This is a genomic window from Streptomyces sp. SP17BM10 (genome assembly GCF_036322405.1).
GTDB lineage: Bacteria > Actinomycetota > Actinomycetes > Streptomycetales > Streptomycetaceae > Kitasatospora.
This window is the reverse complement of record NZ_JAQYXB010000596.1, coordinates 99,900-119,182: the sequence shown is the minus strand read 5'-3', so window position 1 is coordinate 119,182 and position 19,283 is coordinate 99,900. Positions and strand designations below refer to the sequence as shown.

Here is a 19,283-nt window from a genome sequence, read left to right as displayed (position 1 = left end):
TCCGGTGGGCGATACTGGGATCGAACCAGTGACCCCTTCGGTGTGAACGAAGTGCTCTCCCGCTGAGCTAATCGCCCGGGTGCAGGGAAAACATTACCGCATCCCGGAGGGTGGTCCGAACACCCTGCCCGACGGGGCCCCGCCCCCGGGCCGGCTCAGCTCTCGTCCGCCGTCCAGGGGAAGGTGAGGCCGTAGCGCGCGACGTAGCAGCCGCCGATCCCGACGAGCGCGGCCAGGCCGAGGGCGGTGAGCGCCAGGTTCCGTCGGCGCACCTTCGGGTCCAGGGCGCGCCGGGCGGCCTCGTGGACCTTGCGGCGGGTCCAGCGCAGGGCCAGTTGGGCCCAGACGAACTCGGTGGCCCACAGGCCCATGCCCAGGAAGACGACCACCCAGCCGGGGCCGGGCAGCGGCAGCATGACCACGCCGAGGACGACGACGGCGAGGCCGGCCAGGAAGACCACCGCCTGCCAGGCGAGGTGGAGCGGGCGGGACCGGCGGATGAACGCGGGCGCCCGCGAGCCGAGTGCCCGACCGCCCTCCGGGGCCGTCCCGCCGCCGGCCGTGTCGTCCGGCATGATCGATTCACCCGTTCCCGTGTTCCCGCCGGTCTTGTCGTTTCGCACAGTCATGCCAGGAAACTAACCGAGAAGTGGCCCGGTAATGCCGGGCCGGGGCACTCGGGGAAGATTCCGCAATGCGCCGTAAGGGGTACGACTCGGCCCCGAATCGGGACAGAGGGGTTTACATCGGGCTTGGAGGTGGGATGGTCCGTTCGCCGACGTGCGATTCCCCGAGCGCACACTGAGCGAAAGGCCATGGCGCTTATGAACACCACGGTCAGCTGCGAGCTGCACCTGCGCCTCATCGTGTCCAGCGAGTCCTCACTGCCCGTCCCCGCGGGCCTGCGCTACGACACCGCCGACCCCTACGCCGTGCACGCCACGTTCCACACGGGCGCCGACGAGACCGTGGAGTGGGTGTTCGCCCGAGATCTCCTCGCGGAGGGGCTGCACCGACCCACCGGTACCGGCGATGTCCGGGTGTGGCCGTCGCGCAGTCACGGGCAAGGGGTGGTCTGCATCGCACTGAGCTCTCCGGAAGGAGAAGCCCTGCTGGAGGCCCCGGCCCGGGCGCTTGAGTCGTTCCTCAAGCGGACGGACGCCGCGGTGCCCCCCGGCACCGAACACCGCCACTTCGACCTCGACCGGGAGCTGTCCCACATCCTCGCCGAAAGCTGATCCCGCCCGGAGGCGGTCACGCCCCGCCGGCGGCGGGGCCGCACCCCCTGCCGTCATCGCAGCCGTCCTACTCGGGGGCACGGCAGCAGACTCAGCCGCGCACGACGCGGTCTCGGGGCCGGTACCGGCCCGTTCCCACCAGGAGCGGGGCCGCAGCACCGCAGGCGCCCGGCATGGAGGCCGGCCACCCGTTCGGGTGGCCGGCCTCCATGCCGGGCGCCGCCGGTATTCCGGCCGCAGGCGGCTCTTCGGAGGGGTTATTCGATTGACCGCCGTCCACTTTCCGTCACATCGACGCCATCCGTACATTCCTTCGAAAGAAGGCGACCGCCTTCCGCCGCACGGCCCGGTATGGTCTGGGGTAACCGCAGACGCGGGGTAATGACGTCCCCCCTCCGCGAGGAGTCCCCACGTGCTGATCACCCACGACACCGAGTGCGCGCTGAACACGCTCGTCGAGCTGCTCAACACCGCGCCCGAGGTCTGCGGCACCGAGCTGCTGCCGGACGTGGCCGCGCTCGACGCCTTCGTGGTCCGCCAGGAGATCAGCGAGATCGACTCCCTCACCGAGGCCGACCTGCGCAGCGTGCAGGACCTGCGCTCGCGGCTGCGCGAGGTGTTCGGGACGGAGTCCACCGCGGCGGCGGCCGAGCTGGTCAACTCGATCGTCGCGGCCGCCGGCACGACGCCCCGGCTGATCAACCACGACCACCACGGGTGGCACATCCACTACTTCGCCCCGCACGCCGCGCTCGGCGACCACCTGGCCGCCGAGCTGGGCATGGCGCTGGCGTTCATCTTCATGGCGGGCGAGAGCGAGCGGCTGCGCCGCTGCGAGGCGCCGGACTGCGCACGCGTCTTCGTGGACCTCTCGCGCAACCGCTCCCGCCGCTACTGCGACAGCCGCACCTGCGGGAACCGGCTGCACGTCGCCGCCTACCGGGCGCGCCAGCGCTCGGCGGAGGCCGTGCCCTCCGCCTGAGGCGGCCGTCCGTACTGCCCCGGAGCCGGTCAGATGCCGCGCTTGCGGAGGATCTCCTCGATGTCGGCGAAGTCGCCCAGGCCGTCATCCTGCTTCCTCCCCGCGGCCTTCTTCGGCGCCGACTGCGCCGCCCTGGGCTGCGCAGGCTCGACCGCGGGCCGCTCCGGCGCCCGGCCCGCCGCCGGGCGGGCCTGCGGCTCCTCGACCGCACCGCGGCGGCCCACGAACCGCGTGGTGAGCAGCAGGGCGACGGAGATGCCGAGCAGCACGATGCCGGTCCAGACACGGGGGTCGAAGACCAGTTCGGTGGCCCAGGTGCCGAACTCGTCGGCGATGGTGCGGGCAACCGGGAACAGCCCGGTCAGGTAGAGGCCGGCGGGCAGCAGGGCGACGGCGAACCAGCGGGTCGCGGAGAGGAAGCGGCGCCGGTGGGCGCGCAGGCCCGCGACGCCGAGGCCGGCTGCCGTGAGGGCGAAGCTGACGGCCGCGCTCAGCACGGCGGTGTCCGGTCGGATGGGGTCGTGGTGGTCATCGCTGCCTCCTGTCGCCGGGGCTGCGGGCGCACCGCGGGGCGGCGCGGGGCCCACTAGTGGAACACTGGGGGAATGATCGATGGTTCCCTCCCCCGTCTCGAGTTCTGGTGCGACCTCCAGTGCCCGGATTGCCGTACCGCCCTGGACGACGTAAGGGCGCTTCGTGCGCAGTACGGCGACGCGCTGCCGGTGGAGGTGCGGCACTTCCCGCTGGAGAAGCACAAGTACGCCTACGCGGCCGCGGAGGCCGCCGAGGAGGCCTTCGCGCAGGGGTTGGGGTGGCCGTTCGTGGAGGCCCTGCTGGCCCGCGTCGAGGAGCTGGACGCGAAGGGGCAGCAGGTGCTGCTGGACGTCGCGCGCGAGGTCGGCGTGGACGCCGACGAGGTCGACACGGCGCTGATCGACGGGCGGCACATGCTGACGGTGGACGCCGACCAGGCCGAGGGCAAGGCGATCGGGGTGAAGGGCACGCCGACGTACGTGATCGCGGGGAAGCGGCTGGACGGTGGGCAGAGCCAGGACGGTCTGCAGGAGCGGATCGTCGCCATCATCGAGGAGCAGAAGGCTTCCTGACGCATCGTCGGGTCACAGCTGCTTGCCGTAGAGGCGGTTGGTGACCTGGTAGCCGAGCGAGGCGTAGAGCCCGATGGCGACCTCGTTGACGGTGAAGACGTTCAGACCGAGGGTGCGGACGCCGGCGGCCAGGCACTCGCGTTCGGCGACCAGCATCAGCGTCCGGCCGTGTCCCCGGCCCCGGTGGACCGGGGACACCTCGACGACCATGACCCAGGCGAGCGGTCGGCCGTCCGGCAGGTCGCGCTGGTGGAGGTCCACCCAGAGCGAGCCGAGCGGCTCGGTGCCCGCGTCGTCCCCCTCGCCGTAGAGGCGGCGCAGCGCGACGCCGGGGCTGGCGGCGCCCTGCGGGAGCAGGCGCTGGTGGTCGACGCCGGATTTGGCGCGGGACTGCTCCTCGGTGAGGCCCGACTCCCGCAGCGAACGGACGTAGTCCTCGGCGGCCCGGGCGAGCCAGGCCGGGAACTCCTCGGCCCCGATCGGGCGGGTGGTGACGCCGACCGGGAGCTCGGGGGGCGCGGTCAGCTGCTTGGCCAGGTTCCGCATCCGCTCGGTGTACCCGAGGGCGAGGGCGAGGCTGCGGGCGACCTGCGCGGTCTCGGGGACGTTGACGTCCACACGGGAGCACCCCCAGCCCCGCAGCACTTCCTCCGCGGCCAGCGCGCCGAACGTCCCGCGGCCCCGGCCGCGTCCTTCACTGATCTCCAACTCGGCGATCTCTCCGAAGAGTTGGCTGCCGTGCGGGACGGCGGTGGTGCGCAAGGCACCGACCTGGCGGCCGTTGGCACAGATCTGCCAGCGTCTGGTGCGGCCGCCGGCCGGAGTGGGTGTCTCGGGGCCCTCGGGGCGCAGCGTGGAGGTCATGTGGTGGTCCCTTCCCCGCGCCGGGAGGCTTATCCGCCGGAGGCGGCCGAGGACACGAGTCCGGGGGAGGGGGCTCACGGGTCGAGGTCGTCGCCGCTGCGCTCGGCGAAGACGGCCATGGCCTTGGCGGTGACCGGGCCGACCCCGGGCAGTTCGCGGTCGTCGATGCGGGTGACGGCCTGGACGTCGCGCAGGGTGGAGGTCAGGAAGACCTCCTCGGCGTCCTGGAGGGCCTCCAGCGGCAGGTCGGTCTCCTCGGCGCCGCACCACGCGACGACGAGGGCGCGGGTGATGCCGGCCAGGCAGCCGGAGGCGAGGGTGGGGGTGAGCAGGCGGCCGCCGATGACGACGAAGACGTTGGAGCCGGTGCCCTCGCAGAGGAGGCCGGCGGTGTTGGCGAACAGGGCCTCGGAGGCGCCGACGCGGTGGGCGGCGGCGAGGGCGACCACGTTCTCGGCGTAGGAGGTGGTCTTGAGGCCGGCGACGGCGCTGTACTCGTTGCGGCGCCAGGGGACGACGGAGGCGGCGGTGGTGTCGGGGCGGCGGTTCACCGGGCCGATGGCGGCGACGAGGGTGGCGCCGCCGTCGCCGCGCTCGGAGCCGAGGGGGGCATTGCCGCCGGTGTAGGTGACGCGCAGTCGGCCGAGCGGCATCGGGTTGGCGGCGAGGACCTGGGCGCAGGCCTCGCGGACCCGGTCGTGGTCGGGGTCGGGCAGGCCGAGGCCGCGGGCGGAGCGGGTGAGGCGGTCGAGGTGACGGGTGAGGGCGAACGCCCGGCCGTCGGCGGCCTTCATGGTCTCGAAGACGCCGTCGCCGGTGGTCAGTCCGTGGTCGAGGACGGAGACGGCGGCGTCGGCGGAATCGACGAGCGTGCCGTTGACCCAGGTCTTGGTGGGGGTGTTCATCGGGCGCTGCTCCTCGGTGGCGGTTCTTCGTGGGGGGTCTGGGGCTCTGCGGGGCGTCGTGGATCTCTTCAGAGGGTCTCGCTGCCCGACGCTATCGCGACCAGGCGGGCGGCCTTCAGTTCGGTTTCGGCCCACTCGCGGTCGGGGTCGGAGCCCCAGGTGATGCCGGCGCCGGTGCCGAAGCGCAGCACGGGGACGGCGGGGTCGGCGCGGTCGATCCAGAAGGTGCGGATGCCGACGGCGAGTTCGCCCTCGCCCCGGTCGGCGTCGACCCAGCCGATGGCGCCGCAGTAGGGGCCGCGCGGGGCGGTTTCGAGGGCTTCGATGATCCGCAGGGCACTGGACTTCGGTGCGCCGGTGACGGATCCGGGCGGGAAGGTGGCGTCCAGGAGCTCGGGCCAGCCGGCGCCGTCGCGCAGGGTGCCCTCGACGGTGGAGACGAGGTGGACGAGTCCGGGGTGCTTCTCGACGGCGCACAGGTCGGGGACGGTGACGCTGCCGGTGGCGCAGACGCGGCCGAGGTCGTTGCGGACCAGGTCGACGATCATCACGTTCTCGGCGTGGTCCTTGTCGAGGAGGTCGTCCTCGGTGCGGCCGGTGCCCTTGATCGGGCCGGAGGAGACGGTGCGGCCGGAGCGGCGCAGGTAGAGCTCGGGGGAGGCGGTGGCGATCTCGACGCCGTGGTCGGGCAGCCGGATCGTGCCCGCGTAGGGGGCGGGGTTGCCGTGGGCGAGGAGGCCGGTGAGGGCGTCGACGTCGCTGCGGCCGGGGTCGGGCAGCGGCGCGGAGAGCACGCGGCAGAGGTTGGCCTGGTAGACCTCGCCGGCGGCTATGTGCTCGCGGATGCGGCGGACGCCCGCGGTGTAGGCGTCGCGGTCCAGGGAGCTGTGCCAGTCGCCGGCGTCCGGTCCGCGCCAGCCGGTGCCGCAGGGCGGCGCGGGGGCGGGGCGGACGTCGTCGAAGCGGGCGCAGGTGAGGCGGCCCTCGAAGTCGTAGGCCACCGCCCAGTGGCCGGCGGAGTCCAGCGCGGCCGGGTCCGAGGTGACGTCGCGCAGGCCGGTGGCGAGGCGGCCGCCGAAGCGGGCGAGCGGGGTCTGGGGGGCGGTGCGGCCGGACACGGTTCTCCTGCGCGGTGGTGCTGGGCGGCGGTGCCTGAAGTGTAGGCCGGGGGCGCTCGGCGGGCCCGGGGGCGTACGGCGGATCGCGCAGGCGCGAGCGGCTTCCGGGTGTGCACCGAGTGCACGCTGCGGGAACGGATTTTTAGCTGGCCCGGGAATCCGCTAGAGTTCAACACGTCGCCAGGGAGCGCAGCCGAAGAAAAGCGGTGAAGGTCCCGGGAGACAGGCGGACGTGGCTCAGTTGGTAGAGCATCACCTTGCCAAGGTGAGGGTCGCGAGTTCGAATCTCGTCGTCCGCTCGATGGAGAACAGTGTAAGATCGTTCTCCGAGTGTTGCCTGGTGGAGTGGCCGAGAGGCGAGGCAACGGCCTGCAAAGCCGTGTACACGGGTTCAAATCCCGTCTCCACCTCCAAGAGGATCACCCGGTTCGGCCGGGGAGAACCTCCCCGCGCGATTAGCTCAGCGGGAGAGCACTACCTTGACACGGTAGGGGTCACTGGTTCAATCCCAGTATCGCGCACGTCGGATCCTCCGGGGTCTGCTGCAGGACCGCCACACCAGGCGCGATTAGCTCAGCGGGAGAGCACTACCTTGACACGGTAGGGGTCACTGGTTCAATCCCAGTATCGCGCACGTCGGACCCTTCGGGGTCTGCTGCAGGACCGCCACACCAGGCGCGATTAGCTCAGCGGGAGAGCACTACCTTGACACGGTAGGGGTCACTGGTTCAATCCCAGTATCGCGCACAGTAACGGCCGGGGCCGCGATCCGTGAGGATCGCGGCCCCGGCCGTTTCGCGTTCGCCGACGTGCGAAACGTGCGAAAAGAGAAGAGCCGCGTACGGTCGCCCTCACCGACGTCCGTACGCGGCGTCTCCGCCTGCCGGGGCGCTCTGCGCACCGCTCCTCGCCCGTCCGCGTCTCAACACGGGCACGGCCTCCCCGGCGACACTGGCTCCCCGTCCCCAGGGGATCAGTGTCCGTTCTACGGCCGGCCGCAGGGGCCGGCCGGGTCTCAACGGACGATCAGGTCGGCCACCGCCCGGACCTGGTTCGCCATCTGGTCCCACCCGCCGAACAGGGCCACCAGCAGCACCGCGCACGGCAGGGCCATGGCCAGCGCCACCGCGGGGTGCCGCGTCGGCTCGGCCGTGCGGGGCAGGGTGAAGGCCGGCCGACGGCGGCGGGAGGTGCCCGTGAGCTGCGGTGCCATGCCCTTACTCCTGGTCCGGTCTCGGAGCCGTTCGCCCGGTCCCGTTGGCGCGGTGGACGGCTAACCTCGGGGGACGAGCTCCCCGTCCACCGCTGAGGACAACGCTATGGCCCGGGGGGCCGTTCGGGCGTCATGCCGTCGTACTGTTCCTCGGGCCTCCCCGAGGATGACGCTCCGACGTGGGGACTACTACCGCAGGGGGAGACGGCCTCGACCGGGCCCCCGGGGGAACCCTGAGAGGCGACCCCGAGAAACGTTTCAGCACCCTCATGACCAGCAGGTCAGTGCAAGATCGGACAATCGCACGGTGGCTTGAGGTGTTGCGTATCAGCACACCGCAGCGGGCAGTCCGTAAGCTGTGCCGGACAGGAACTGACGATGCCCCAACCGACGGGGCCTCACCCACGGGCTGACGGGGAACGGACATGGCGATGATGCGGCTGAGGCGTGAGGACCCCCGCATCGTCGGGCCGTACCGCCTCCACCGGCGACTGGGGGCGGGCGGCATGGGGGTCGTCTACCTCGGCTCCGACCGGCGCGGGCAGCGGGTCGCCCTCAAACTGATCCGCGCCGAACTCGCCGAGGACCAGGAGTTCCGCACCCGCTTCGCCCGCGAGATCGCCGCCGCCTCGCGCATCCGCGGCGGCTGCACCGCGCGCGTCGTCGGCTCCGACATCGAGGCCGACCGCCCGTGGCTCGCCACCGCCTACGTGCCCGGGCCCTCCCTCTACAAGCGCGTCGGCGACGAGGGACCGCTCGGCTGGCAGGAGGCCGCCCGGGTCGGCGCCGCGCTCGCCGACGGGCTCGTCAAGGTCCACGAGGCCGGGGTCGTCCACCGCGACCTCAAGCCCTCCAACATCCTGCTCTCGCCCCGCGGCCCGCGCATCATCGACTTCGGCATCGCCTGGTCGCGCGGCGCCAGCACGCTCACCCATGTCGGCACCGCCGTCGGCTCCCCCGGCTTCCTCGCGCCGGAACAGGTCCGCGGGGCCGCCGTCACGCCCGCCACCGACGTGTTCGCCTTCGGCGCGACGCTCGCCTACGCGCTCACCGGGGACACGCCGTTCGGCTCCGGGGCCTCGTCGGAGGTCATGCTCTACCGCGTCGTCCACGAGGAACCCGACCTCGCGGACGTGCCGCCGCAGCTCGCACCGCTGATCCGGGCCTGCCTCGCCAAGGAGCCCGCCGAACGGCCCGGCGCGGCCGCCCTGCACGAACGGCTCAGCGAGCTCGCGGCCCGCGGGGCGGCGGCCGGCGGCACCGGACGCGTCATGCGGAGGGCCTCGGCCACGCCCCCGCCCACGCCCGAGGCGGTCGCCCCGGACGGCGTGCGGCACGGCGTGCCCGCACCCGGACGCTCCCCCGACCCGGCCGCCGCGGCACGGGCCCGGACCGCGGCCGGCGGCCGACCCGCGCCCCCCGGGCCCGGCTCGGCGCAGCGGCGCCCTGCGGGGGCCGGCAGCCCTCACCCCAGACCCGAGGCGTCCTCGGGGGGCCGCCCGGTGCGGGACCGTCAGCAGACGCCCGCGCCCGGCGGCCGCAACCCCGGGCGGCCGCGCGACCGTCAGCACACCCCCGCCCCGGGGCGGCCGACCACCCCGCGGCAGCGGCTGCTGCGGCAGCGGCTCGTCGTCTTCGTCACGGTGACGATCGGGGTGGCGCTGGCCATCGCGGCGGCCCAGGGGTGCGAGAACCGGAGCAACCAGGGGCTGCGGCCCTCGGGCCTGCCGACGATGGTCGTGCTGCCCACCGCGCATTCGGTGGACGGCGCGGCAGTGGCGGGCACGCCCTCGGCGGCGGCCTCCTCGACACCAGTGGGGGCGGCCGCTCGGGGCGGGGCGGGTGCGGCTCCGGGCGACCTGGCGCTGGCTCCGGCCCAGGGGCCCGGACCGGCCGTGGACTGGCCCAACCGCACCTACCCCGACGGCACGGGCGGCCCGGGGATCGCCCTGCGCGACGGGCGCTCGGCCGCGGGCGGGCCGCAGGTCGCGCTCAGCTCGGTGCTGCCCGCGCGGTACAAGGGCTCGCCGGCGTCGGTGGTCGTGCTCCGCCGGGCCGAGGGCTCGGTGCCGGTCGACCTCGTGCAGCTGTACACCTTCTCCGGCGACACCCCGGTCGCCGCCGCCACCCGCTCCTCGACCGCCGATCCGCAGGCCACGGCCTCCTGGCGGCTCGACGGCGGAGCGATCGTCCGGGAGGAGCGCGTCGCCCAGACCGGGGCCGTCACCTCCACCCGCTACACCGTCCGCCCGGACGGCTCCCTCGACGAGTCCTGGCCCGGCGCGGGCGCCTCCGGCGGGACCGGCCTCACCGCCGCTCCCCCGGCCGCCGCGGCCCCGGCCCCGCCGACCGCCCCGGCGGGCTGAGGACGGCCGCCCCGGGCGGAGAGTTCCGGCCATCGTGTCGCGGCGTTTGGCGGGCCTGGGCGGCCGGACGGCCGGACCGCGGGACGGCTCCGGGCACCGGCCTTCCGTAGGGCGCAGTCCCCGCGTCACGGGAAGCGGGGGCGGGTGTTGCTACGAGGTCGTCACGGCGTAGAAGGCCACGGCGGCGGCGGCGCCGACGTTGAGGGAGTCGATGCCGTGGGCCATCGGGATGCGGACGGCGCGGTCGGCGGCCTTGATCGCCTGGGGGGTGAGGCCGTCGCCCTCGGCGCCGAGCATCAGGGCGGTCTTGGGGAGGTTCTGCGGGGCCAGGGCCGACAGGTCGACGGCGGTCTCGGCGGGGGTGAGTGCCAGGAGGGTGAATCCGGCGTCGCGGACCGTCGTCAGGGCGGCGGGCCACGGGTCGAGACGGGCGTACGGGACGGCGAAGACGGCGCCCATCGAGACCTTGACGGCGCGCCGGTAGAGCGGGTCGGCGCAGTCGGGCGAGAGCAGGACGGCGTCCATGCCGAGGGCGGCGGCGCTGCGGAAGATCGCGCCGAGGTTGGTGTGGTCGACCAGGCCTTCGAGGACGGCGACCCGGCGGGCGCCCGCGAGCACGTCGGCGGCGTCCGGGAGGGGCTTGCGCTCCATCGAGGCGAGGGCGCCGCGGTGCACGTGGTAGCCGGTGACGGCCTCGGCGAGGGCCGGTTCCACGACGTGGACGGGGGCGTCGGCCTCGGCGATGACGTCGGCCATGACGTCCAGCCACTTGGAGGTCAGCAGCATCGACCGCATCCGGTAGCCGGCGGCGAGCGCGCGGCGGATGACCTTCTCCCCCTCCGCGATGAACAGGCCCTCGGCGGGCTCGCGCCGGCGGCGCAGTTCGACGTCGGTGAGGCCGGTGTAGTCGCCGAGGCGGGGGTCGGCCGGGTCGGTGATGGTGCTGGGTTCGGACACCCTGCGATCTTGCCAAGGCCGGGCGGTGAAGGCCAAACGGCGGAAGGAGTCGGACGGTTTGGCCTTGGCCTCACGCCGATCGGAGTGCAAATATGACCGTATGGCCCGTTTTCCGGGTCGATCCTGGGCTCCGTCGGCCTCTGGTGCTTCTGGATCCGCCGGCTCCTCCGGTGGACGCCCTCATGGTCGGCAACAGCAGCAGAACGTCCGTCGCGCGTGGCCGGTGAACCTCCGGTCCGTGGCCGGTCAGGTGTTCGTGCTGCAGATCCTCGTGGTGCTGCTGCTCGTGGTGGCCGCCGGGGTGGCGCTCGTCGTGCAGTCCCGCAACGACGCGACCAACGAGGCCCGCAACCGGTCGGTCGCGGTCGCCCAGACCTTCGCCCACTCGCCGGGGATCGTCGAGGCGCTGCGCTCCCCCGATCCGACGGCGATCCTGCAGCCGCGGGCGCAGGCCGCCCGGGTGGCGTCGGGCGTCGACTTCATCGTCGTCCTGAACAACGACGGCATCCGCTACACGCACCCCAACCCGGCCAGGATCGGCCAGAAGTTCATCGGCACCTACGAACCCGCCCTCCAGGGGCACGTGGTGGTCGAGCAGATCAACGGGACGCTCGGTCCGCTGGTCCAGGCCGTCGTGCCGGTGTTCGCGCCGGACGGCTCGGTGGTCGGGATGGTCTCGGCGGGGGTCACCCTGGCGAACGTGAGCACGGCGAGCCAGCGGCAGCTGCCGGTGGTGCTGGGCGCCGGCGCGGGCGCGGTCGTGCTGGCGACCCTCGGGACGGCGCTGATCAGCCGGCGGCTGCGGCGCCAGACGCACGGCCTCGGGCCGACCGAGATGACCCGGATGTACGAACACCACGCGGCCGTCCTGCACGCCGTGCGCGAGGGCGTGCTGATCGTCGGCGGGGACGGGCGCCTGCTGCTCTGCAACGACGAGGCGCACCGGCTGCTCGGCCTGCCGGCGGACGCCGAGGGACGGCTGGTGACCGAGCTGGGCCTGGAGCGCGCACCCGAGGAGCTGCTGACCGCGAACCTGCCGGTCACCGACCAGGTGGTGATGGCCGGGGAGCGGCTGCTGGCCGTCAACGTACGGCTCACCGACCGGGACGGCGGCCCGCCCGGTTTCGTCGCGACGCTGCGCGACTCCACCGAGCTGCTGGCGCTGTCCGGCCGGGTCGAGGTCGTCCAGCGGCGGCTGCGGCTGCTGTACGACGCAGGGGTGTCGGTGGGCAGCACGCTGGACGTGACGCGGACGGCCGAGGAGCTGGCGCAGGTCGCGGTGCCGCGGTTCGCGGACTTCGTGACGGTGGACCTGGCCGAACAGGTGCTGGCGGGCGAGGAGCCGCCGGTGTCGCTGGGGCGGATGCGCCGGGCGGCGGTGGCGGGCGTGCGGTCCGACGCGCCGTTCCACCCGGCGGGCACGGTGCTGGACGTGGTGCCGGCGACGCCCTTGGCGGAAGCGCTGCACAGCGGGGAACCCGGGCTGGAGCCACGGCTGACCGAGGCGACGAGGTGGCGGGAGCAGGATCCGGAGCGGTCGGAACGGGTGCTGGCCTACGGGGTGCACTCGCTGCTGCGGGTGCCGCTGCGGGCGCGCGGGGTGCTGCTGGGCGTGGCACGGTTCTGGCGGGCGGACCGGGCGGAGCCGTTCGAGACGGACGACCTGGCCCTCGCCGAGGAAATGGTGGCCCACGCGGCGGTGTGCATCGACAACGCGCGGCGGTTCACCCGCGAGCACGCGATGGCGGTGACGCTCCAGCACCGCCTGCTGCCGCGCAGCCTGCCGGTGCAGAACGCGCTGGAGGTCGCGCACCGCTACCTGCCCGCGCAGGAGGGCGTGGGCGGCGACTGGTTCGACGTGATCCCGCTGCCGGGTGCGCGGGTGGCGCTGGTGGTCGGGGACGTGGTGGGCCACGGGCTGCACGCGGCGGCGACGATGGGACGGCTGCGCACGGCGATCCACAACTTCTCGACGCTGGACCTGCCACCGGACGAGTTGCTGGGGCACCTGGACGACCTGGTGATCCGGATCGACCAGGACGAGGCGGCGAGCGGGGAGAGCGCCGAGCTGGCCGGGGCGACCTGCCTGTACGCGATCTACGACCCGGTGTCGCGCCGCTGCACGTTGGCGAGCGCCGGCCACCCGCCGCCGGCCGTGGTCGGCCCGGACGGGCGGGTGGAGTTCCCGGAGCTGCCGACCGGGCCGCCGCTGGGTCTGGCGGTGCTGCCGTTCGAGACGGCCGAGCTGGAGCTGGCCGAGGGCAGCCGGCTGGTGCTGTACACGGACGGGCTCGTGGAGGACCGCGACCGGGACATCGACGAGGGGCTGGAGCAGTTGCGGGCGGCGCTGAGCGGGCCGCCGCGCACGCCCGAGCAGACCTGCGCGGACGTGCTGGGCGCCCTGCTGCCGGAGCGCCCGCAGGACGACATCGCGCTGCTGGTGGCGCGGACCCGGGTGCTGCCGGCGGAGCGGGTGGCGGAGTGGGAGGTGCCGTCCGACCCGGCCGCCGTGGGGCCGGTCCGCCGGGCGGTGGCGGAACGGCTGGAGTCGTGGGGACTGGACGAGGCCGCGTTCGTCACCGAGCTGATCCTGAGCGAGCTGGTGACCAACGCGATCCGGTACGGCTCGGGGCCGATCCGGGTGCGGCTGCTGCGGGACCGCTCGCTGATCTGCGAGGTGTCGGACGGCAGCAGCACCTCGCCGCACCTGAAGTACGCGGCGACGACGGACGAGGGCGGGCGCGGGCTGTTCCTGGTCGCGCAGTTCGCGGACCGCTGGGGAACGCGCTACACGGCGACGGGGAAGGTGATCTGGACGGAGCAGCCGCTGGAGTAGCCGCCGCGGCCCGCGGACGGAGTGGGCAGTCGGACGGGCCGACGTCCCACTCCTCCTGCACTCCCCTACGGGACTACTTCCGGAAGGCCGCCGCGAGGACGTTGACCACGTCACCGATGACGATCACGGCGGGCGGCTTGATGCCCTCGGCCTCGACGACGGCGCCGACGGTGGCCAGGGTGGCGTCCACCCGGCGCTGGGCCGCGGTGGTGCCCTCCTGGACGATCGCGACCGGGGTGTCGGCGGCGCGGCCGTGCTCGACGAGCTCCGCCGCGATCGCCGCGATCTTGTCGACCGCCATGAGCAGCACCAGGGTGCCGCTCATCTTCGCCGCGGCCGCCCAGTTGGTCAGCGAGCGCTCGTCGCCCGGGCCGACGTGGCCGGAGATCACGGTGAACTCGTGCGTCATGCCGCGGTGGGTGACCGGCACGCCGGCGGCGGCCGGGACGCTGATCGAGCTGGAGATTCCCGGCACGACGGTGACCGGCAGCCCGGCCTCGGCGCAGGCCAGCAGCTCCTCGCCGCCGCGCCCGAAGACGTACGGGTCGCCGCCCTTGAGCCGGACCACGAACTTGCCCGCCTTGGCGTGCTCGATCAGCGTCCGGTTGATCGCCTCCTGGGCCATGAACCGGCCGTAGGGGATCTTGGAGGCGTCGATCACCTCGACGTGCTCGGGCAGCTCGGCCAGCAGCTCGCGCGGGGCGAGGCGGTCCGCGACGACGACGTCCGCGTCCGCGAGCAGGCGGCGACCGCGCACCGTGATCAGATCCGGATCGCCCGGGCCGCCGCCGACCAGGGCGACACTCCCCCCGCCTGACGGCCCGGAGGTACCCCCAACGCCGTGCGCGCGGTACTGGCGGGCGGCCAGCGAGCCGTCCCGCAGGCCCTCCACGATGGCGTCGCGCAGGCCGGCGGAGTGGCGCGGGTCGCCGGTGAGGACGGCGACGGTGGCGCCCGCGTCCCGGCCGCTGGCCGGGGTCCAGGCGGTCGCGGCGGCGGCGTCGTCACTGCGGGCGCAGAACACGCGCTCGCGCTCGGCCTCGGCGCTGACCTGCGCGTTCACCGCCGGGTCGTCGGTTGCGACCAGCGCGTACCAGGTGTCGGCCAGGTCACCCGCCCGGTAGGGGCGGGCGTGCCAGGTGAGCTCGCCCGCGTCGGCCATCGCCTGGACGGCCGGGGTGGTGCTCGGCGATATCAGGTGCAGCTCCGCGCCGGTCGCGATCAGCGCGGGCAGCCGGCGCTGCGCGACCTGCCCGCCGCCGACCACGACCACGCGGCGGCCGGCGAGCAGCAGCCCGACCGGGTAGGGGGTACGGCCTTCGGTGCTGGGGTGCGGGGTGGGCGCGGTCATCGGCGGTGTGCTCCTGATCGGGGGTGCGGGTGTGGGGGTGCGGACAGACGCCGCTCCGCGGACCGGCGCGCCCTCGGGCCGGTCCGCGGAGCGGTGACGGGAACGTCAGGCCTTCTCGGTGACCCCGGCGGAGTCGAAGGTGGCTACATCGTGCATCGCGCGGGCCGCACTCTGCACCAGCGGCAGGGCCAGCAGGGCACCGGTGCCCTCGCCCAGTCGCAGATCCAGGTCGATCAGCGGACGCAGGCCGAGCCGCTCCAGCGCGGCCTGGTGGCCGGGCTCGGCGGAGCGGTGGCCGGCGATGCAGGCCGCCAGCACGTCGGGGGCGATCGCCTTGGCCACCAGGGCGGCCGAACCGGCGATCACGCCGTCCAGCACGACCGGGGTGCGCAGCGAGGCGGCGCCCAGCAGGAAGCCGGCGATCGCGGCGTGCTCCAGGCCGCCGACGGCGGCGAGGACGCCGATCGGGTCGGCCGGGTCCGGCTGGTGCAGGGCCAGCGCGGCGCGGATGACCTCGACCTTGCGGGCGTGCGTCTCGTCGTCGATGCCGGTGCCGCGGCCGGTCACCTCGGCCGGGTCGAGGCCGGTGAAGACCGAGATCAGGGCGGCCGAGGCAGTGGTGTTGGCGATCCCCATGTCGCCGGTGACCAGGGCCTTGTTACCGGCCGCGACGAGGTCGCGGGCGGTCTCGATGCCGACCTCGATCGCCTGGACGGCCTCCTCGCGGCTCATCGCCGGGCCCTGGGTCATGTCGTCGGTGCCGGGCTTGACCTTGCGCGGCAGCAGACCGGTGGCCCGGCCCTGCTGGACGGCGTCGGGCAGCTCGGCGGCGACGCCGACGTCGACCACGCAGACCTCGGTGCCGATCTGCTTGGCGAAGGCGTTGACGACCGCTCCCCCGGCGAGGAAGTTGCCGACCATCTGGGCCGTCACCTCCTGCGGCCAGGGAGTGACGCCCTGGGCGTGCACGCCGTGGTCACCGGCGAAGATCGCGACGCAGGCGGGCTCCGGGACGGGCGGCGGGCACTTGCGGGACAAGCCGCATAGCTGGGCGGAGATGATCTCCAGCATGCCGAGCGAGCCGGCCGGCTTGGTCATCCGCTTCTGGCGGTCCCAGGCCTCGCCGAGCGCCTTGGCGTCCAGCGGGCGGATGCCGCGCAGGGTCTCGGCGAGCAGGCTCTGCGGCTCCTCGCCGGGCAGCGCGCGGTTGCCGTACTGCTCCTCGTGGACGACCCAGGACAGCGGGCGCTTCTTGGCCCAGCCCTGCTGCTCCAGCTCGGGCTCGTCCGGGAAGGAGTCGACGAAGCCGACGCACAGGTAGGCGACGACCTCCAGGTGCTCCGGCAGGCCGAGCTCGCGGACCAGCTGCTCGTCGTCGAAGAAGCTCACCCAGCCCACGCCCAGGCCCTCGGCGCGGGCGGCCAGCCAGAGGTTCTCGACGGCCAGGGCGGCCGAGTACGGGGCCATCTGGGGCTGGGTGTGGCGGCCCAGGGTGTGCCGGCCGCCGCGGGTGCGGTCGGCCGTGACCACGATGTTGACCGGGGTCTCGAGGATGGCCTCGATCTTGATCTCGCGGAACTGCTTGGCCCGGCCCTTGGGCAGCGAGTCGGCGTACGCCTCGCGCTGGCGCTCGGCCAGGGCGTGCATGCGCCGGCGGGTCTTGGCGGAGCGGATCACCACGAAGTCCCACGGCTGGGAGTAGCCGACGCTGGGCGCGGTGTGGGCGGCCTCCAGGACGCGGATCAGCACCTCGTGCGGGATCGGGTCCGGGCGGAAGCCGTTGCGGATGTCGCGGCGCTCGCGGATCACCTGGTGGACGGCGTCGCGGCCGGCCTCGTCGTAGCCGGGGGCGGCGGGGCCGCGGGGCTCGGCGGGCTCCTGCTCGGCGGGCTCCTGCTCGGCGGGCTCCTGCTCGGCGTCCTGGGGCTGCTCGGCCTGGGGCTCGGTCTGGGGCTCGGCCTGGGCTTCACCCTGGGCGTCGGCCTGGGCCTCGGCGGGCTGCTCGGCGACGTCCTGGGCGGCTTCGGCGACGGCCTCGCCCTCGACGGGGGCGACCTCGGCGACGGGCTGCGGCTCGGCCTGCGGCGCCTCGGCGGCCGGGGTGTCCCGGGCGGGCTCGGCCGCGGGCTGGACGGACTCGGGGGCCTCGGCCGCCTCGGCGGCGGGCTGGGCCTGCTCGGCCTCGGGCGCGACGGCCTCGACCGCCTCCACGACCTCGACGACCACGGCCTCGACCGCCTCCACGGCCTCGGCAGCCACAGCCTCGACGACCGGAGCGGCCTCCTGCGGCTGCTCGGTCTCGGCCGCGGGGACGGCCTGACCGGACGGCATCTCGCCGGTACCGGCGGCGGTCTCGGCGGCGGCCTGCGGCTCGACATGAGCGGCCTCGACGACCTCGACGACCTCGACGGCACCGGGGGCAACGGGGGCCTCGGCCACCTCGGCGGCGGGCTGGGCCTGCTCGGCCTCGGGCGCGGCAGCCTCGACCGCCTCCACGACCTCGACGGCCTGGACGTCGGCGGCCTGGGCCTCGACCGGCGCCGCCTCCACGGCGACGGCCTCGACGGCCTGCGCCGCCTCGGGCTCGACGACGGCCTCCGGCGCGCCCTCGGCGGCCGCTATGGGAGCGGGCTGCTGCGCGACCGCCTCCTCGGCCACCGGAGCCTGCTCGGTCGCCTCGACCTGCGGCAGGCCGTGCGGGGTCGGCGCGGCGAGGAAGGCGGAGATGCGGCGGGGCTGCTGCGCGGCCTGCGACTGCTCGTCGGCGACGGGCGCCTCGACGGCCTCCGTCACGACCGGCTCGACGACGACGGCCGGCGGCGCGGCTTCGGGGGCGGGCTCGGTCACCGGCTCGACGACGACGGCCTGCGGCGCGGCCTCGACCACGGCCTCGGCGACGGCGGCCTCGACCACCTCGACGACCTCGATCGCGCCGGCCGTCGGCACGGCGACGCCGCCCGCGACGGGCTCCCCGAGCGGCACCTGCACGCCACCCGGGATCTCCTGGACGGCTTGCGGGGGCTGAACGTCCGCCACTCCGACCGGGACCTCCGCGACCGGCACGGCGTCGACGGCCGGCGGCATCGGCGCGACCGGGACGGGCTGCGCGACGGGCGCCGCCACCGGCGCCTGGGCCTCGGCCGGGCGGCCGACGACCGGAATGCCGTGCGCCGGCGTGCTGCCCAGGGACGGACCGCGGTCGGCGAGCGAGCGGACCGGCACCTGGCCGGTCATCATCGACGGGTCCGGAATCGGCGGGCCGGCGTGCAGCGGGCGGCGCGGCGGCTGAGCCTGCGTCACCGGCTCCTGGAACACCGGGGCCGTCGGCGCGACGGGGGCGCCGTGCGCGGCCTGCTGGTAGTGCTCGGCGCCCGCCACCGGCGGGTCGACGGGCGGCCAGGACGGCTCGAGCGGCGTGCCGTCCTGGAGCGGCGCGGCCGTCATCTGATCGGCCGGTACCTGCTCGGCGGGGACGGCCACGGCCGGCTCGCCCCACGAGCCCTGCGGGCCGGGCATCAGCAGGACGTCGTCCTCGTCGTCGAGCCCGTCCGCCTGGTCGGGCTGGTCAAGGAAGTGGAAAGCCGGGCGCGGGGCGCCCTGGTCGACCGCCCAGCCCTCGCCGGGCACGCCGTACGCGGGCACGCCCTGCGGGTGGCCCTGCGCCGGGATGACGCCGACGGCGGGCGGCACCGCGCCGTGGAGGCCGGGTCCGGGCACCGAGGGGTTCGGGATCGCTCCGCCGTCCGTCATGACACCCGGCACGGGTGCGACACCGTGCACGGGTGCGGCGGCGACGCCCCCCGGGCCGCCGAGCGGGTCGGGCCCGGTGTGCAGGTGCTCCGGCAGTCCCTCGCCCGGGACGTGGCCGCCATCGGTCATTGTCAAAAGCTCCTTCCAGGCCGCTGCCGCGCCCTCGGCGACACGATCACCGACCGCAGCGCCCATCCGCACGGGCCGGGCCTGCACCGACCCGCCCCTCAACCACGTACGGCCGCCGCGCCGAGGCGCTGCGGCCAGAGTCATTCCGGTGAGCTGCCGCGTCCCGGCCCGCGCGCCTCCCCTGCGGGGCGGCCCGCCATCTGAAACAACGACAAGCCGGGGCGACCGGCACCACCGCACCGGACCCTACGGCATTCTCCAGGTCCGGCACGCGGCCCGTCGAATTGCCCACACTCCGAGCGCGGTCGGATAGCACCACGTCAAAAAGGTGACGAACCGACCGGATCGGGCAGGTCACCGACCACCGCCGCCGACCAGGACGCCACACTACCGGCCCGGCGCCGTCACCTCTCGAATCATTGTCCGGATGCGACCTGGATCACCGCCGGCCCCCGCCGGCATCCTCAC

Annotated in this window: 13 protein-coding genes, 6 tRNA genes and 1 pseudogene; 10 read left to right on the top strand and 10 right to left on the bottom strand. The window is 74.5% G+C overall.

Annotation, left to right across the window (positions count from 1 at the left end; translation table 11 throughout):
* Window positions 1-5: 5 nt before the first annotated feature.
* A tRNA-Val gene (locus PUR71_RS21725) sits at window positions 6-77 on the bottom strand.
* A 78-nt stretch (window positions 78-155) separates the two neighbouring features.
* Window positions 156-575: a TIGR02611 family protein gene (locus PUR71_RS21720; RefSeq protein WP_329928734.1), complete on the bottom strand. Its 420-nt coding sequence runs from the start codon at window positions 573-575 to the stop codon at window positions 156-158.
* 249 nt (window positions 576-824) lie between these two features.
* Here PUR71_RS21720 and PUR71_RS21715 point away from each other — a divergent pair, with 249 nt between their 5' ends.
* Window positions 825-1,238 (top strand): SsgA family sporulation/cell division regulator, encoded by a 414-nt coding sequence (locus PUR71_RS21715; RefSeq protein ID WP_030056266.1) that lies wholly within the window; start codon window positions 825-827, stop codon window positions 1,236-1,238.
* Between the two features lie 412 nt (window positions 1,239-1,650).
* Window positions 1,651-2,220 carry a CGNR zinc finger domain-containing protein gene (locus PUR71_RS21710; RefSeq protein WP_329928733.1) on the top strand — a complete coding sequence of 190 codons (570 nt, stop codon included), beginning with the start codon at window positions 1,651-1,653 and terminating at the stop codon, window positions 2,218-2,220.
* 29 nt (window positions 2,221-2,249) lie between these two features.
* Here the strand turns inward: PUR71_RS21710 and PUR71_RS21705 are convergent, their stop codons facing one another.
* Window positions 2,250-2,717 carry a hypothetical protein gene (locus PUR71_RS21705; RefSeq protein ID WP_329928732.1) on the bottom strand — a complete coding sequence of 156 codons (468 nt, stop codon included), beginning with the start codon at window positions 2,715-2,717 and terminating at the stop codon, window positions 2,250-2,252.
* A gap of 108 nt (window positions 2,718-2,825) precedes the next feature.
* On the opposite strand from PUR71_RS21705, the gene PUR71_RS21700 reads away from it, so the two are divergent.
* Window positions 2,826-3,326: a DsbA family protein gene (locus PUR71_RS21700; protein ID WP_329928731.1), complete on the top strand. Its 501-nt coding sequence runs from the start codon at window positions 2,826-2,828 to the stop codon at window positions 3,324-3,326.
* A gap of 12 nt (window positions 3,327-3,338) precedes the next feature.
* Here the strand turns inward: PUR71_RS21700 and PUR71_RS21695 are convergent, their stop codons facing one another.
* The 3 genes from PUR71_RS21695 to PUR71_RS21685 form a co-directional block, all read right to left on the bottom strand.
* The gene (locus tag PUR71_RS21695; protein ID WP_329928730.1) at window positions 3,339-4,190 is read right to left on the bottom strand and encodes a GNAT family N-acetyltransferase; all 852 of its coding nucleotides are present in this window, start codon (window positions 4,188-4,190) and stop codon (window positions 3,339-3,341) included.
* A 74-nt stretch (window positions 4,191-4,264) separates the two neighbouring features.
* Entirely contained in the window at window positions 4,265-5,095 is an 831-nt protein-coding gene (locus tag PUR71_RS21690; RefSeq protein WP_329928729.1) for an aminotransferase class IV, read from the bottom strand.
* A gap of 68 nt (window positions 5,096-5,163) precedes the next feature.
* Window positions 5,164-6,213: a chorismate-binding protein gene (locus tag PUR71_RS21685; protein WP_329928728.1), complete on the bottom strand. Its 1,050-nt coding sequence runs from the start codon at window positions 6,211-6,213 to the stop codon at window positions 5,164-5,166.
* Window positions 6,214-6,439: 226 nt separating this feature from the next.
* Between PUR71_RS21685 and PUR71_RS21680 the strand changes: the two genes are divergently transcribed.
* The 5 genes from PUR71_RS21680 (at window position 6,440) to PUR71_RS21660 (ending at window position 6,960) form a co-directional block, all read left to right on the top strand.
* Window positions 6,440-6,512 (top strand) — tRNA-Gly (locus PUR71_RS21680).
* A 40-nt stretch (window positions 6,513-6,552) separates the two neighbouring features.
* Window positions 6,553-6,626: transfer RNA gene (locus tag PUR71_RS21675), tRNA-Cys, on the top strand.
* A 36-nt stretch (window positions 6,627-6,662) separates the two neighbouring features.
* A tRNA-Val gene (locus PUR71_RS21670) sits at window positions 6,663-6,734 on the top strand.
* A gap of 41 nt (window positions 6,735-6,775) precedes the next feature.
* Window positions 6,776-6,847: transfer RNA gene (locus PUR71_RS21665), tRNA-Val, on the top strand.
* Window positions 6,848-6,888: 41 nt separating this feature from the next.
* A tRNA-Val gene (locus tag PUR71_RS21660) sits at window positions 6,889-6,960 on the top strand.
* Between the two features lie 268 nt (window positions 6,961-7,228).
* On the opposite strand, the gene PUR71_RS21655 is transcribed toward PUR71_RS21660, so the two are convergent.
* Window positions 7,229-7,426 (bottom strand): hypothetical protein, encoded by a 198-nt coding sequence (locus PUR71_RS21655; RefSeq protein WP_329928727.1) that lies wholly within the window; start codon window positions 7,424-7,426, stop codon window positions 7,229-7,231.
* A 425-nt stretch (window positions 7,427-7,851) separates the two neighbouring features.
* Between PUR71_RS21655 and PUR71_RS21650 the strand changes: the two are divergent.
* Window positions 7,852-9,117: pseudogene (locus PUR71_RS21650) on the top strand (protein kinase domain-containing protein); the annotation flags it as partial.
* A gap of 825 nt (window positions 9,118-9,942) precedes the next feature.
* Here PUR71_RS21650 and PUR71_RS21645 read toward each other — a convergent pair.
* Complete coding sequence (locus tag PUR71_RS21645; RefSeq protein ID WP_329928726.1) at window positions 9,943-10,749, bottom strand: TrmH family RNA methyltransferase; 807 nt, start codon at window positions 10,747-10,749, stop codon at window positions 9,943-9,945.
* A gap of 100 nt (window positions 10,750-10,849) precedes the next feature.
* On the opposite strand from PUR71_RS21645, the gene PUR71_RS21640 reads away from it, so the two are divergent.
* A complete protein-coding gene (locus tag PUR71_RS21640) occupies window positions 10,850-13,585 on the top strand; it encodes a SpoIIE family protein phosphatase (RefSeq protein ID WP_329928725.1) in 2,736 nt (911 codons plus the stop codon).
* A gap of 73 nt (window positions 13,586-13,658) precedes the next feature.
* Here PUR71_RS21640 and cobA read toward each other — a convergent pair whose 3' ends face one another.
* Both cobA and cobT read right to left on the bottom strand, forming a co-directional pair.
* Window positions 13,659-14,936, bottom strand: coding sequence for a uroporphyrinogen-III C-methyltransferase (gene cobA / locus PUR71_RS21635; protein WP_329928724.1), 1,278 nt, complete (start codon window positions 14,934-14,936; stop codon window positions 13,659-13,661).
* A 105-nt stretch (window positions 14,937-15,041) separates the two neighbouring features.
* Window positions 15,042-18,815, bottom strand: coding sequence for a nicotinate-nucleotide--dimethylbenzimidazole phosphoribosyltransferase (cobT, locus tag PUR71_RS21630; protein ID WP_329928723.1), 3,774 nt, complete (start codon window positions 18,813-18,815; stop codon window positions 15,042-15,044).
* Between the last annotated feature and the right edge of the window lie 468 nt (window positions 18,816-19,283).

Coding starts and splice junctions, on each gene's coding strand:
- PUR71_RS21720 (WP_329928734.1), bottom strand. CDS start 575: ATGCCGGACGACACGGCCGGCGGCGGGACGGCCCCGGAGGGCGGTCGG.
- PUR71_RS21715 (WP_030056266.1), top strand. CDS start 825: ATGAACACCACGGTCAGCTGCGAGCTGCACCTGCGCCTCATCGTGTCC.
- PUR71_RS21700 (WP_329928731.1), top strand. CDS start 2,826: ATGATCGATGGTTCCCTCCCCCGTCTCGAGTTCTGGTGCGACCTCCAG.
- PUR71_RS21695 (WP_329928730.1), bottom strand. CDS start 4,190: ATGACCTCCACGCTGCGCCCCGAGGGCCCCGAGACACCCACTCCGGCC.
- PUR71_RS21690 (WP_329928729.1), bottom strand. CDS start 5,095: ATGAACACCCCCACCAAGACCTGGGTCAACGGCACGCTCGTCGATTCC.
- PUR71_RS21655 (WP_329928727.1), bottom strand. CDS start 7,426: ATGGCACCGCAGCTCACGGGCACCTCCCGCCGCCGTCGGCCGGCCTTC.
- PUR71_RS21640 (WP_329928725.1), top strand. CDS start 10,850: ATGGCCCGTTTTCCGGGTCGATCCTGGGCTCCGTCGGCCTCTGGTGCT.
- cobA (WP_329928724.1), bottom strand. CDS start 14,936: ATGACCGCGCCCACCCCGCACCCCAGCACCGAAGGCCGTACCCCCTAC.
- cobT (WP_329928723.1), bottom strand. CDS start 18,815: ATGACCGATGGCGGCCACGTCCCGGGCGAGGGACTGCCGGAGCACCTG.